Origin of the sequence: Desulfosudis oleivorans Hxd3, from assembly GCF_000018405.1 — a bacterium.
In the GTDB taxonomy this organism is placed as follows: domain Bacteria; phylum Desulfobacterota; class Desulfobacteria; order Desulfobacterales; family Desulfosudaceae; genus Desulfosudis; species Desulfosudis oleivorans.
The window spans coordinates 1,249,046-1,262,273 of the sequence record NC_009943.1 but is presented as its reverse complement, the minus strand read 5'-3'; the positions used below and the strand labels follow the sequence as shown (position 1 = coordinate 1,262,273).

The 13,228-nt window shown below is 55.2% G+C and carries 13 protein-coding genes; 5 read left to right on the top strand and 8 right to left on the bottom strand.

Going from position 1 to position 13,228, the window contains the following annotated elements; genetic code table 11:
* Nucleotides 1-115: 115 nt before the first annotated feature.
* Together DOLE_RS18150 and DOLE_RS17085 are read left to right on the top strand one after the other, a co-directional pair.
* Nucleotides 116-376, top strand: coding sequence for a hypothetical protein (locus DOLE_RS18150; RefSeq protein ID WP_153304365.1), 261 nt, complete (start codon nt 116-118; stop codon nt 374-376).
* A gap of 108 nt (nt 377-484) precedes the next feature.
* Nucleotides 485-1,051, top strand: a complete 567-nt coding sequence (locus tag DOLE_RS17085) for a TetR/AcrR family transcriptional regulator (RefSeq protein ID WP_052294251.1) — start codon at nt 485-487, stop codon at nt 1,049-1,051.
* A gap of 139 nt (nt 1,052-1,190) precedes the next feature.
* Here DOLE_RS17085 and DOLE_RS05470 read toward each other — a convergent pair whose 3' ends face one another.
* From DOLE_RS05470 to DOLE_RS05450, 6 genes are all read right to left on the bottom strand, one after another.
* Entirely contained in the window at nt 1,191-2,048 is an 858-nt protein-coding gene (locus tag DOLE_RS05470; RefSeq protein ID WP_012174493.1) for a 2-oxoacid:ferredoxin oxidoreductase subunit beta, read from the bottom strand.
* Complete coding sequence (locus DOLE_RS05465) at nt 2,041-3,477, bottom strand: 2-oxoacid:acceptor oxidoreductase subunit alpha (RefSeq protein WP_269719152.1); 1,437 nt, start codon at nt 3,475-3,477, stop codon at nt 2,041-2,043. Before DOLE_RS05465 ends, DOLE_RS05470 begins: the two co-directional genes overlap by 8 nt.
* Nucleotides 3,375-3,746 (bottom strand): 2-oxoacid:acceptor oxidoreductase family protein, encoded by a 372-nt coding sequence (locus tag DOLE_RS18665; RefSeq protein ID WP_269719151.1) that lies wholly within the window; start codon nt 3,744-3,746, stop codon nt 3,375-3,377. The genes DOLE_RS05465 and DOLE_RS18665 overlap by 103 nt, the downstream gene beginning before the upstream one ends.
* Nucleotides 3,747-3,830: 84 nt before the next feature.
* Entirely contained in the window at nt 3,831-5,012 is a 1,182-nt protein-coding gene (locus DOLE_RS05460; protein WP_012174491.1) for a citrate synthase, read from the bottom strand.
* Nucleotides 5,013-5,271: 259 nt separating this feature from the next.
* On the bottom strand, nt 5,272-7,596 hold the full coding sequence (locus tag DOLE_RS05455; RefSeq protein WP_153304364.1) for a nucleotidyl cyclase domain-containing protein: 2,325 nt from the start codon (nt 7,594-7,596) through the stop codon (nt 5,272-5,274).
* On the bottom strand, nt 7,583-8,413 hold the full coding sequence (locus DOLE_RS05450; protein ID WP_012174489.1) for an alpha/beta hydrolase: 831 nt from the start codon (nt 8,411-8,413) through the stop codon (nt 7,583-7,585). The genes DOLE_RS05455 and DOLE_RS05450 overlap by 14 nt, the downstream gene beginning before the upstream one ends.
* A gap of 260 nt (nt 8,414-8,673) precedes the next feature.
* On the opposite strand from DOLE_RS05450, the gene DOLE_RS05445 reads away from it, so the two are divergent.
* From DOLE_RS05445 to DOLE_RS05435, 3 genes are all read left to right on the top strand, one after another.
* The gene (locus DOLE_RS05445) at nt 8,674-9,627 is read left to right on the top strand and encodes a M23 family metallopeptidase (protein ID WP_167320845.1); all 954 of its coding nucleotides are present in this window, start codon (nt 8,674-8,676) and stop codon (nt 9,625-9,627) included.
* 220 nt (nt 9,628-9,847) lie between these two features.
* Nucleotides 9,848-10,231 (top strand): response regulator, encoded by a 384-nt coding sequence (locus DOLE_RS05440; RefSeq protein ID WP_012174487.1) that lies wholly within the window; start codon nt 9,848-9,850, stop codon nt 10,229-10,231.
* The gene (locus tag DOLE_RS05435) at nt 10,224-10,895 is read left to right on the top strand and encodes a chemotaxis protein CheC (protein WP_012174486.1); all 672 of its coding nucleotides are present in this window, start codon (nt 10,224-10,226) and stop codon (nt 10,893-10,895) included. Before DOLE_RS05440 ends, DOLE_RS05435 begins: the two co-directional genes overlap by 8 nt.
* A gap of 40 nt (nt 10,896-10,935) precedes the next feature.
* Here the strand turns inward: DOLE_RS05435 and rpiB are convergent, their stop codons facing one another.
* Both rpiB and recD read right to left on the bottom strand, forming a co-directional pair.
* On the bottom strand, nt 10,936-11,382 hold the full coding sequence (rpiB, locus tag DOLE_RS05430; RefSeq protein WP_012174485.1) for a ribose 5-phosphate isomerase B: 447 nt from the start codon (nt 11,380-11,382) through the stop codon (nt 10,936-10,938).
* Nucleotides 11,383-11,397: 15 nt separating this feature from the next.
* Nucleotides 11,398-13,227 (bottom strand): exodeoxyribonuclease V subunit alpha, encoded by a 1,830-nt coding sequence (recD, locus tag DOLE_RS05425; protein WP_012174484.1) that lies wholly within the window; start codon nt 13,225-13,227, stop codon nt 11,398-11,400.
* Between the last annotated feature and the right edge of the window lies 1 nt (nt 13,228).

Here is a 13,228-nt window from a genome sequence, read left to right as displayed (position 1 = left end):
TGTGTTTATTAGTTGGTTGACTAACAAAAAAAATTAGTCTGTCAACTAATTTTTTTCTGGAATTATAATTTTTAATTGATATAGTCTCCGTATGGAATGACAGCCCGGATATTTCATGAAAATTTTTGACATTGATATTATTATTATATTTAAACGGTTATGGCTGATTTTATCCGTTTTGACAAAAGACAAGCCTTATTTGTCATTTAAAGGAATGCGGTCCATTTTATATCAAAAACTTTCACCCTCTGGGCGAGCCGATTGCACCGCACCTGCTTTGTTGCAGCATGCTGGCAGTAGTTCACTACAGCTTCGCGTGCTGCGCCTCGCATTTGCGGCAAACTCGACTCGTGAAATAACCGGGATAGGTGGATGAACATACGGCCGGGAACAGTGATTACGATATTCCCGATACCATATAAAACGCATGAGGATTCAAAATATGGCGCACACTCCGATACAGGAAAAAAGACGTCGGCAGATCATGGACGCACTGACCCGGTGCTTATTAAAAAAACCGTTTAATCAGACCTCGATTAAAGATATTGCTGCTGCCGCCAAAATCAATCACGGTATGCTGCATTACTATTATAAAAGTAAAGAAGACATACTCCTTAACTATATCGAATTTGTCATCGAAGACTACAAAACCATTTTTGAAGATTGGATGGCTTCAAAAACACCTGACTTTAAGGACCCCGAGGATATGCTGCGCGCCTGCCTTGATTTCGCCTACCATCGCATCACTTCAAACCGTGACCTTTCAAAAATATTTATCGAGTTTCAGGAACTGGCGATATACAACCCCAAAATAAAAAAGAAACTCCGGAAAGCCTATTCCGAGTGGATCGAAACGGTTCACATCCTTCTTACCAGAGCCTGCAAGGAGGAAGCATCCGTACCTCACATCAGCGCGGGACTGGTTGCTTTTTCAGAAGGCATTTCTCTCCTTTCCTTAATCCTTGATAAGGATGATGCCGAAATAAAAAAGCTGTTCAAGGCGTTCCAGGAACAGTTTATACAATATTTCATGAAGAGCATAACCCAATAGTATTTATAAACAATGTAAAGGTATTGTTGAGATCGTTCCCCATGCATTTAGAATGGTCGGGCAGGGGAAGGAATAGGGACCTAAAACAGAATGCGCTCGCCTTGTTGATGCCGCAAAATCACCTTGTAAAATATCCGGGCTAAACGCCTGTCAGCAAGGATTGCACCGCCTCGCGATCATAAGCGCGATCAACCAGGGGACCCTCCTTGAGGTGGTCAATACGGTCTGTAAACGCAGGAGCCTCTTTCCGGTAAAGAATGCCGATGGGTATTGGCGCATCCCCTTGTTCCGCCAGAATCATGGCCGCTTGTTTATCGCCCGGATCATGCTCACTGTTGTCATACAGGTCGACCAACCGCTCCTTGTACCAGGCGTGGGTGTTGACCCGGTTAAAGGAAACACAGGGGTGCAGAATATCCACCAGGCTGAAACCTTTGTGCTGGATTGCCGCCTGAATGGTGCGCACCAGGTTGTCCCTGCTGCCGGAATAGCCACGGGCCACAAAACCGGCGCCCAGGGCCAGGGCCACGGTCAGGGGGTTGAACGCGTCATAAAGCACGCCCCGGCGCTGCATGCTGGTAACAAAGCCCCGGTCGGAAGTGGGGGAGGACTGGCCTTTGGTCAGCCCGTATACCTTGTTGTCGTGGACCAGCAAGGTGATATCGAGGTTGCGGCGGATGGCGCTTAAAAAATGGTTGCCGCCTTCGCCGTAACAATCCCCGTCCCCTGAATTGACGATGATGGTCAGATCATGGTTGGCCAGCTTGGCCCCGGTGGCTACCGGCAATGCCCGTCCATGCAGGCCATGGAAAAAATTGCATTTCAGAAAATGGGGGGTCTTTCCGGCCTGGCCGATGCCGGACACGATCAGAATTTTTTCCGGGGCCAGATCCAGGCCGGCCAGGGCGATTTTCATGGCTTCGAGAATCATAAAATTGCCGCAGCCCGGACACCATTTGTTTTCATAATCGCATTGATATGTTTTTACATCAACCATTGGCGCCTCCGGTAAATTCGTAATAACCGTCAATAATGTCTTCCGCCGTCAAGGGCCGGCCGTCATATTTTAAAATCGCCCCGTTCGGCGAAAGACCGGTTTGCTGACGGATGATCTGACCCAGTTGAGCGGTGGCATTGGCTTCCACGGTGATGACGGTCTCCGCCTTTCCGGCCGCGTCCAGAAAGGCCTGGTGCGGAAAAGGCCAGAGATCGCACAAGCTGAGGCAACCGATGTCATGACCGCTGCTTCGCATTTGATCAACCGCCTCTTCAACGGCCCCGAATGCTGATCCCCAGGAGACCAGAATCGTCTGGCTTCCGGCGTGACATGCCTCAGGGGAGCGCATTTCACCGCGCATTGCCGTTAGTTTGGCCTGCCGTTTATTGACCATATTGACCCGGTTGGTTTTTTCCTCACTGATATGACCGTCTTCTGCATGTTCATTGCCTGAAACCATCACCAAAGCCCTGCCGGCACAGGGAAGCGCCCGGGGTGATATCCCGGTTTCGGTCAGGGCGTAGCGTCGGTATTTTTCCGGGTCATCCATGTCTGCGTCGAAAACAAGGTGACGAACAACGGTTTCCGGCGCCTGAAATTCATCCCCGGTAACGGTGGCCATATCATTAAAATAATGATCCGTAAGAATGATCACCGGCACCTGGTAAAGATCGGCCAGGTCAAAGGCCCGGATGACGGTTTCGTACGCCTCGCCCACGGTCCGGGGGGCAAAAACAAAGCGGGGAAATTCATCCTGGGCGGCGGTGATGACAAACAGCAGATCCCCCTGGGCCGTCCGGGTCGGCAGGCCGGTGGCCGGGCCCGGACGCTGGGAATTGATGATGACCAGCGGCGTTTCGGTAATACCGGCCAGACCCAGCCCCTCGGTCATAAGACAGAACCCGCCGCCGGAGGTGGCCGTCAGGGCGCGGACACCGGCGAAGGATGCGCCGATGACCATGTTAACCGCCGCGATTTCATCTTCGGCCTGCTCCACTACCAGGGGATAGGTGTCCGATATTTCCGACAACTGCTGCATGATGCCGGTCGCCGGCGACATGGGATAAAAAGCGCCGAGGCGGACATTGGCGGCCAAAGCGCCCAGGGCCAGGGCCCGGGCCCCATTCATCAGCAATCCCTTTGCGGGAGAGGGCTGCCATTCAAATGCAGAAGCAAACGGGATGTCCTTCATGGCCTGATACCCTTTTTGGACCGCAACCAGATTCTTGGCTTTGACGGCCTCGCCCGCTTTTTCAAACTGAGCCGCCAGTGCCGTCTCGAACAGCTCAAAGGGCGCGTGCAGCAGGGCCAGGCAGGCGCCGGCCGCTACGGTGTTGGCCATGATTTTGCCGCCGGCGTCTTCGGCCATTTTAGTGATGGGAACCCGGTGCGTGTTGCCGTCAGCAAGGGCTTCCGGGTCATCCGCCACCACAAGGCCGCCAGCCGGTCACGATGACGGTCGATGGTCTCGTCCGTCATGGCCAGCAGCAGGTGAACAGGCCGGCAGGGCGCCTTGACTGGCTGATCGCTGATGCGCACCTGGACGTTGCTGTGGCCGCCCCGGATGCGTGATTCATAGCCGTTGACGGCGAAAACATGCAGCCCGGATTTTCGACAGACCTGAACCAGCAGATCGCCCACTGTCTGGATGCCCTGTCCGGCGGCGCCGCCGATGAGGATGTTGATATCGATTGGCATAGAGCAACTCCCCTGCTTAAAAGGCATTTAACGAACCGGTTGAAAAAATGAATGGGGTGCAACCGGCGTAGCGGCTGCCGCCCGTTATTTTCTGTCGGAAACGGGAATAAAGGCACATTCTTCCGGGCCGCAGTACTCTCCGACATATTCAGCCGAGGGACGGTACAGGGCCGGTTTGGAGCCGGCACCGCCGAACTGCTCCTCAATCACGTGAGCCACCCAGCCGGCCACGCGGGAGATCGCGAAAACCGGTGTAAAAAGGTCAATCGGAATGCCCATGTAATAGTAAACCGAGGCACTGTAGAAATCGATGTTGGGATAGATATCCAGTCCTCTGTTTTTTTTGAAGGCGGCTCTGCCTTTCTGTTCTAAGGCCACTGTCAAGTCGTACCAGAGAGGGTTGCCGGACAAATCACCCAGGCGACGGGACATATCCGAAAGGACATTGGCCCGGGGGTCACCGGTTTTATAGACGGCATGACCCAACCCCATTATTTTACCCCCGGTGTCCAGAATCTTTTTTATGTGAGCCTCGATGGCGTCGACCGAGCCGATGTCCAGCAGCACCTGCATGACTCGGGAATTGGCACCGCCGTGAAGCTCGCCGGACAGGGAGCCTATGGCAGCGGAAACGGCGGCATACATATGCGCCCGGGTGGAAGCCACCTGCCGGGCGGTAAAAGTGGAGGCGTTGAAAGAGTGTTCGGCGTGAAGCACCAGGCAGACATCAAAAAAACGGGCGGTTTCCGTATCGGGCCGCCGGCCGGTCAGCATGTAAAGAAAATTGGCACCATGGCCCAGGGCCGGATCGGGATCTATCGGTGTGCGGCCGGACCGGATACGATGCCAGGCAGCGACAATCGTCGCCATAACGGCCACCAGCCGGGTGCCGGAAGACAGGGTTGTCTCTCTGGTCATCGCATCGCGATCGGAATCACCCGTGGCCAGCAGGGGAATCATCGCCTGCAGCACGTCCATGGGGTGGGCTTGAGCGGAAATCTTCTCCATGGACTGGCGGATGTCCGGCCCAATGGCTCGAAATCCGGCCAGTTTCCGGCTGAAAGCGGTCAACTCATCACTGTTCGGCAGCTTCTCATGGAGCAACAGGTGCGCCACTTCCTCATAAGTGGCGGATTCGGCCAGGTCGTTTATCAGAAAACCGCGGTAAACAAGTTTGCCCGCCTCTCCGTCCACGTGGCTGATACGCGTTTTGGCGATTTTTACACCTCTCAGGCCGGTATCCAACAACTGGCTCTCGTTCGGCATGCCTGTCCTTCAAATATTTTGTTAGAACGTCATTTTTTTCCGGTGGCTTGATACTGGCCACCATACCATGCATGGCTTGTCTTATAACAGTCTTTTTCCGGGATTTCCCCGGTCATACACCAGCCGCATCGCCATATAACCACCTATGTAAATTGTCAATCGTTTTTACAAGTTACATAACGGAAGCGGGTTCCTGTCCGGGGTAAAAGCAACTTTTTATCCTGCGCATCACGGCTCTGGACTATGGGAAGCAAAGCGCCTACACCATCTTTTTGACTTTTTCGTAAAAGGCGGGATTGGTGCAGACCTCGTAATAGCGCTTGGCCGTGACACGGCCCACATTGAGAGTGACAATATCAAGCTGGGGAATATGGGCTTCCCGAATGATCAGTCGCTGGTATTTGCCCGACTTGGTGGGAAAAATGCCGGTGTAGACCTTGATCTTGTCCCTGCCGGCTTCGGGAATGCTCAGGTTGACCACGTTCAGGTCGATCTCCTGGGAAAGTTTTTTAAACGCCGCCTCCTCCAGTTCAATGCCATTGACATTGTAGCGAAGCAGCTGGCCGTCCTCCCCTCCTGTCTCCCGGTTGGCAATGGCGGAAAAAACATACAGGTTGAAGGGCCCCCGTTTTTTTGAAAAACGGGTGCGCAGCATCTTGTCGCAGCTGGAGAGCCGGTCCGCCCGGTTAATGGCGGATGAAATCATGATGCGACTGTCGCCGTCAAACAGAAAGGCCGGGGGCCCGTCCACATAGCAGATACCGATGCCCTGTTCCAGGATGGGAAGCCGGTGCTGTTTGCTCTGCCGGTTGTACCGCTGCACGATCAGCAGAATCCGTATGGCCAGGCCACAGGCCCGGGCCACGGCATACCAGCCGGCCGGGGTATCCTCCTCCTCGAAAATGGAAAGAATCAGGGCATCCCCTTCGATAAAGACCTTTGCGGCACCGTACTCGGGCAGAATCTGATTGATGGGATCAAAAAAATTCAGGCTGAAATAGGAGGCCGGGTTGAGCCCCTTGCGGCTCAAGTGGCTGGTGATCTCCGTGGAACCCCGGACATCGGCTTTCAGGATCACATGATTTCGAATGGCCCGGCTGCCCAGCCCATTCTCCCGTGGCTCCACAAATTCATAAAGCATGCGGTTGACACGGGAGAGATTAATAGTTTTTTCATCTTCCAGCAGATTGATCCACTGAAGGCTCTCTTTAAAAATATTAAAATTGCTGTAGTCCCGATGGTAGGCGGAAAACCTTTTTAAAAAATCGATCAGGTGAATCTTGCGGCGTTCCATTGCCAGTCGGGAAGAACGCTTTTCAACTCTGTCCAGGGATTTTAAAGAAAAGGTCCCCCCGGCCAGGCTTTTCAGGCGTTTGAGCTTGCTGACCACCTTTTCCCGTTCGGCCGGGGCCACCAGGTAGTTTACCAACTCGTGGGGCAGCAAAGGCGGGCAATATTCACCCACGACGGGCCCCATTTCCTGGGCGGCGATGACCGCCTTGAGCAGGCCGGACTTTTTGCAGGCCTTATAAAAACAGTCAAACAGCTTCCGCTGGGCAGCCATCTTGTTTTTGAGCAGGCGGATCTCATCTTTGGGGCCCCGCTCCTTTTTGGTCTTTTTTAAAATCTCTTTTGTGTGGTAGCTGTCGAAAAGAAGTTCAATATTTCCCGCCCGGCACAGCAGGCTGTCGGCATGCCGAATCATACGATCGCCCTGCTCTGAATCATCCCCGGCATCCGGGTCGGTATCTCCGGCACCTTCGGTATCTCCGGTCTCCGGTAGGACATCGGTCGGGTCTTCAAGAATTTTCGGCGTGGACAGGGACTCCCTTAAAAGAGCCAGCACATCATCATACCGGATCGGATCATCGATGCGGTGGCCCATGAGCACATACTCTTCAATCATGAAAAAATCATCGACCGCACCGTCCACGAAAAAAACCGGGTTAAGAAAAAACTCCCGCGGCGGAACCGCGTCTTTTCCAAAATTGGCAATAAAACTCTTTTCCAGGTCCCCCTCCCAGATCTCGTACACAAACCGGAACAGTTCCCTGGCTGTGGAACGGATAATGAACATGCGCCTCTGTTGAAGAGCCGCCATATCTTCTTTGACACGAAACACGGAACCCAGATCGTGGGTCTGGCTGATTTCATGCTTGCGAATGGTCTGCCGGTAAAGCTGAATAATCTCTTCGAACTGCTCCCGCACCTTGTTCATCAGCATCTTGGCCAGGGCCGCATGGGCCAGCAGCACCACCTGGTATTCCCGGGCCAGTTTGGCCCGGTTGACCGCGCTTTGCAGAATGCTGACCAGCCCCTGTTTAAAGGCATCCAGGTCCTTCTCGTTGCGGGAGAAAACCTTTTCCGGAGAGGCCACACCCACGGCCTTGAGCTGGGCCGACATCAGGCCATAGATGAACTTTCCGGCATGGCTGTAAAATGCGGAATCGATATAGGCGTCGTACCGAACGTTGTCAACTCCCGGTACCAGGCGGTCCAGGCTGAACCGGACGGTGTAGCCCATGGGTGGACCGGTGAGCGACAACAGGGACTTCAATTGATTGTGGATCTTATTCTGTTTCACCTGCCATGCCTTGTTTGCTGATGGAAGTTGAGACAAACTCTTTTATACCAGACATGTAGGCTTCACTGCCATAATAAAAAATAGTGTTGTGATCCGCCTGGTCAATCCGGATCATGCGTTTGACCGGTGCCGGGCAGGCATCCAGCAGGGCCTTGCCTTCGGAAAGGGGAATGATGTGATCGCTTGCAGCATGAATCACCAGAAGGGGTTTTGACCAGCAAGCGATCTTGGCCAGATTGCCAAGGCCTTCGGATTCGGTGATTCCCGACGCTTCGACGTCCACGCCCAGCAGCCGCAGCAGGGGAAGGGTATGGGCAAATCCGCTTTCAATAACCAGTCCGTTGATGTCTGTTTCATGACGGGCCGCCAGTTCCAGGGCGCAGGCGCTGCCCAGAGAACGGCCCATGACGATCCACGGGCCGGTATATCCCTTTTCTCCGAGCCATTGCCTGGCAAAACGAAAAGCCGCGCGGCTGTCGGCCAGCATGGCCGACACCGTGGGACTGCCGCCGGACCACCCGTAACCCCGGTAGTCCACTGCCAGAAAATTGATATCCATGGCCGTGTAAAGCCCGCCTGTGTCCGCGTAATCGACAACGGTCTCACCGTTTCCGTGAAAAAAAAGGATCACCGGCGCACTGGGCGCGGCGGCAAAAAAAGCCCCGCCCACGGTCACGCCGTTGCCGTCCACTGGAATGTCAAAGGTTTCCACATCCAAAAACCAGGCCTCGGGCATGGTCGCCCGTCGTGGATGAAAGAGCCGGGACAGAACCCCGGGATGATCCAGTGCTGCATAATCACCACTGCCGCTCTTCATTTGTCGTCCTCTCTTTCCCTCGAAGCGCCCCGCCCACCACGAAACCTCGGAAACCGGTGGTTCAACCCAGATGGTTCAGTTTCTGGAACAGCATAGCCATCCGCCGTTTTTCTGTCAATCATTACATTCTGTTAGCACGCCGGTCCTGAATAAAAAACATTTCTTCTTATTATTAAGTTATTGACATTTAGTTTTTTTTCGGGTTATAAATACAAGACTAAATAGGGACTTACGGCAAAGGGCATATTATGAGAGACCACATGGCGCGAAAAAGGAAAACCATTACGTTTTCAATTTTTGATGAAACCGCCTACAGCAGCAGACAATACACTTTTTCGCATGCAGCCCTTATTTCCGTCGGTGTTGTGCTGCTGATCGGTGTGGCACTGTTTGCCTCCCTGTTTGTTCAGGGTGTTGTTCTTCGCCACACCGCCACCGACTCCGTATGGCTTGAAAATAAAATTACCGGTCAGCAACAGCAGATCGATATGAGAAATCAACAGATCGCCCTGCTGGAGAGCAAGCTGACCTCCCTGACCGGTGCCCTGTCCCATCTGGAGGCCATTGAAAGTGACATTCGCCGGATCGCACGAATCGAACGGACGGCCAATCATGAAAACCTGTTCGGCGTTGGCGGCTCCAAGTCCGAAACCACACCGGGCGCCTCTGAAAACGATATCGGCGGCAGCGAAGCGCCGGCTGACCAGGATAAGCAGGGAACAAAGGATCCGGCAGGCATCTTTTACGCGGCCAAGCAGAACCGGCTGACACTGGTACTGGACCACTCCGATTTCATCATGAACCCCATGACCTGCCTTCCCCTGGCCATGCCGGCTGAGGGAGATGTAACCCACTGTTTTTTTTCCCGCCCGTCACCTTCCGATGGTCATTCGGGCAGCAGGGGGGTTGAGATCGTCATGCCCGGCCCCGCCGAAGTGGTGGCGTCCGCCAACGGCATCGTGACGTATGCCGGAGAGCGAAAACCTTTCGGCCATATGGTGGTCATCGACCACGGCCATGGATTCACCACCCGGTACACGCAGCTGACAGCCGTGGCGCAAAAACCCGGCAGCACCGTTAAAAAAGACGAGCCCATCGGCTTTGTCGATAATCCCGGCAACGGAACTCCGGCCCGTGTCTTCTATGAAGTGCTCTTTAACGGCGTTCAGGTAAATCCCGATATATGCCTCTCCGCCCGTCTCTTCTCCATTTAACCCGCATATCCCTTATTTCTTCTTTCCTCTTTCCCACGGCCCCACCATTACCTGTTCACACGGACAGCCCTGAACGGATGCGCCGCTTTTTTCAGGTTTCATCTTGACTCTTTCCATAAAATAAAATAGGTTACCTAATATATTGACCCGTGGGTCAAGCCTTTTTCGTGCGGCATGTTTCCGCAGACAGGTTATTAATAATATACAAAGGTCTATGGACATGATTGAAAAGATATTGATTGTGGACGACTCCCCTGTGGCCCGCAAAATGCTCAAAAACTCCATTCCAAAAAACAAGGGGTATGAAATTTTTGAAGCGGTCGACGGCAAAGACGGCATCAAGAAGTACCAGATACTGAAGCCCGAAATCGTTTTCATGGACCTGACCATGCCCGGCATCGACGGCTACACGGCTCTTGAGGAGATTCGGAAATTCGATGGCAGGGCCATGGTCATCGTAATGACGGCCGACGTGCAGCCCAAGTCCATTTCAAACGTCATGGCGCTGGGCGCTTTTACACTGCTCAAAAAACCGGCCAAAGCCCAGGTCATCGAAGAGGCTCTGGAAAAAGCGGAACAGGCACTGAGGGAAAGCAATGAATAACGGGGGAGCGGGGGGGCCGCGGAGCGACTTTTTTTCAGAAGAAGAGCGGGACATTCTTCAGGAGGTCATGAACATCGCCTTTGGCAATGCCACGGCGGACCTGGCCGAACTGATCGATATTCAGGTCATCCTGAGCGTGCCGGATGTCCAGGTGCTGAACTTTAACGCGCTGCCGACCTACCTGAGCGAAACCATCAATCACGGTGCCCGGAACAGCGTCACCGGCCAGAAGTTCTGGGGTGATTTTAACGGATCCGGCCTGCTGTTTCTGCCCCGGGGCACGGAGCGGATTTTAAGCAAGTTCTTAAACGTTTCCTACCGGGATCCCGACCCTTCCATGAACGCGGTGGAGATCGAGACCCTCAAGCGCGGTCTGCTCCTGGAAATCAGCAATATTCTGATCGGGGCCTGCGTGGGCAAAATCTCAGACCTTCTCAACACGGTTGTTTCCTACACGCCGCCCGAGCTGCTCACCCTTGACAACCCCGATTTTGATTTCCTGCTCAAGCACTTCGGCACCGAGCAGACGGCCATTGTCATGAAGACCCTCTTCCAGTTCGACCAGCAGGACATCAACGGCCTGTTGCTGGTGATGACCAACCAGGATTCGGTCGGCTGGCTGAAAACCGCCCTTCATGCCTTCATCAGTCAGTACGAGGATTAACCATCTGAATTTACAATTCCGGGAATAAGACTGATCCGGGTCAGCTTTGCAGCAGATCCATCAGCCGGTAGCGCCGGGTGTGCCGGGCCTCGTCCGTATAGTCGGTATTCAGCCACGTATTGACGATCTGAATGTTTTCCTCCAGCTCCACCAGCCGACCGGCCAGGCACAGCACGTTGGACCGGTTGTGCTGCCGGCTCAGTTCGGCCATCTGGGGCGTCACGCACAGGGCGGCCCGCACCCCCTGGAACCGGTTGGCCATCATGGACATGCCGATGCCGCTGCCGCAGATGAGAATGCCGCGCCGGTAGTCCCCGGCTGCCACGGCGCTTGCCACCATGTGGGCGTATATCGGATAATCCACCGGCGCGTCGTCTTCCGGCCCCAGGTCGGTCACCTCCCAGGTGGCATGGTTGCGGCGAAGATAGTCAATAATGTCCCTTTTTGTCCGGAAACCGGCATGGTCGCTTGCAATGATGATGTTCATGATCTCTCCGTCTGCTTAGTCCTGGTCGTTATTGATTGCCTCCACAAGGCCGGACCGTCTTGAAACCGATCGGGACACGGCCGCCTCAATAATATCCTTTTTCCCGATAATTTCAATATGGGATCTGGCACGGGTCAGGGCCGTGTACACAAGCTCACGGGTCAACACCGGGCCGTCCCTGTCCGGCATCACAAACACCACCTTTTCAAACTCCGAGCCCTGGCCCTTGTGAACCGTCATGGCATAAACGGTTTCATGTTCGGGAATGCGGCCGGGATGAAATTTTCTCACCCCGCCCCGGTCGTCTTTGAAAAAGACGCTCAGCCGATCGCCGTCCCACAAAGTGATACCGACATCGCCGTTAAACAACTCCAGGGAATAGTCGTTTTTCAGCACCATTACCGGACGACCCGCATACCACAGCCGGCCTGAAGCCACAACCCCTGCCCGTTGAAGAGAGTGTTCGACAGACCGGTTAAGGGCCAGGGCGCCGGCAGGCCCTTCGCGCAAAGCGCACAGTACGCGAAACGACCCCAGCCGGTCAAGCACCATTTCCGGATTCGCCGACACCGACAGGCAGTCTTTTACCCAGGCCGTCACGGTCCGTGCCAGTCGTTCCCGCCACTCTTCCTGGTCCGGAGCTGTCCATGTGACATCCTGATGGCCGGGGGTCGCCAGGGCTTCCACAATTTCACCGGCCGCCCCTTCCCGCACCAGCCGGCTCACCATTTCCATGCCGCCCCGGTGTTCAAAGCGATAAACCGTTTCAAGGTGCACCACGTTGCCGGCCAGGCGGGCGGTGCCCGCAGGAAAGGCCTTCATCCCTCCGGTCAGCACCCCGGCTGCTTCAAGGGCCTGAAGAAAATCAGCGGAAAACCGGTTTCTCCCCGCCGCGCCGCAGATATCGGCAAACACCGACCCTGCCGCCACCGAGGCAAGCTGGTCTTTGTCCCCCACCAGTATCAGCCGGCAGTGATCGGGCAAGGCATCCACCATCTTTGCCATGAGGGCGACATCCGCCATGGAGGCTTCGTCCACCACCACCACGTCGGCGGCAATGGGGTTGTGACGATGATGCCGGAAAACCGTTGTTCCCGGAAGGGCTCCCAGCAGGCGATGAATGGTACAGGCCCGGACCTCCAGCCGGTTTTCAGATGCCGGACCCGGGACGGCTCCGCGCAGCGTAGACATCGCCTCACCCAGGCGGGCCGCGGCCTTTCCCGTGGGCGCGGTCAAAACGGCTGCCAGGGGCCGGTTCTCGGCCTGTTCTGCCAGCAGGGCCAGAATTCGTGCCGCGGTAAGGGTCTTTCCCGTACCCGGGCCGCCGGTGATCACAGAAAAATCATGGGTCAGTGCCGATACGGCCGCCACACGCTGCATGTCCGGGCCGTTGCCGGGCCCCTGGCCGGGAAACCACCGGGTAAGGCCCTCCTTCAACCGGTGTGCGTCCACCTTTCGAATAATACCGGCCCGGGAACGGATAAAATCGGCCAGTTGCTCCTGATAGGCCCAGTACCGGTGCAGGTACAGCCGTCCTTCTCCGTCCAGAACAAGAGGGGCCGGGTCGCCGCCGGGCCGGGCCACCACCGCGCTTCGGGACAGGATGTCAGCCCACTGGCGGCCGTCGGGAAGGGAAACGCCGTCAAGGCCGTCCGTCAGAAAGGCGTCTGCCCGATTAAGATCAAAACAGACATGCCCCCTGCGCGTGTGCCAGAGGGTAAGGGCAGCGGCCAGAAACAGCTCTTTCCCGCCGCCGGGATCAAGGGCCGTCAGGAGTTCGCCGAACCGGCGATCCAGTTCACCGAGCATCGGCATTGCCGCCTGAATATCCCGATATCCGTCCACT

Coding starts and splice junctions, on each gene's coding strand:
- DOLE_RS18150 (WP_153304365.1), top strand. CDS start 116: ATGAAAATTTTTGACATTGATATTATTATTATATTTAAACGGTTATGG.
- DOLE_RS17085 (WP_052294251.1), top strand. CDS start 485: ATGGACGCACTGACCCGGTGCTTATTAAAAAAACCGTTTAATCAGACC.
- DOLE_RS05470 (WP_012174493.1), bottom strand. CDS start 2,048: ATGGTTGATGTAAAAACATATCAATGCGATTATGAAAACAAATGGTGT.
- DOLE_RS18665 (WP_269719151.1), bottom strand. CDS start 3,746: ATGCCAATCGATATCAACATCCTCATCGGCGGCGCCGCCGGACAGGGC.
- DOLE_RS05460 (WP_012174491.1), bottom strand. CDS start 5,012: ATGCCGAACGAGAGCCAGTTGTTGGATACCGGCCTGAGAGGTGTAAAA.
- DOLE_RS05450 (WP_012174489.1), bottom strand. CDS start 8,413: ATGAAGAGCGGCAGTGGTGATTATGCAGCACTGGATCATCCCGGGGTT.
- DOLE_RS05445 (WP_167320845.1), top strand. CDS start 8,674: ATGGCGCGAAAAAGGAAAACCATTACGTTTTCAATTTTTGATGAAACC.
- DOLE_RS05440 (WP_012174487.1), top strand. CDS start 9,848: ATGATTGAAAAGATATTGATTGTGGACGACTCCCCTGTGGCCCGCAAA.
- DOLE_RS05435 (WP_012174486.1), top strand. CDS start 10,224: ATGAATAACGGGGGAGCGGGGGGGCCGCGGAGCGACTTTTTTTCAGAA.
- rpiB (WP_012174485.1), bottom strand. CDS start 11,382: ATGAACATCATCATTGCAAGCGACCATGCCGGTTTCCGGACAAAAAGG.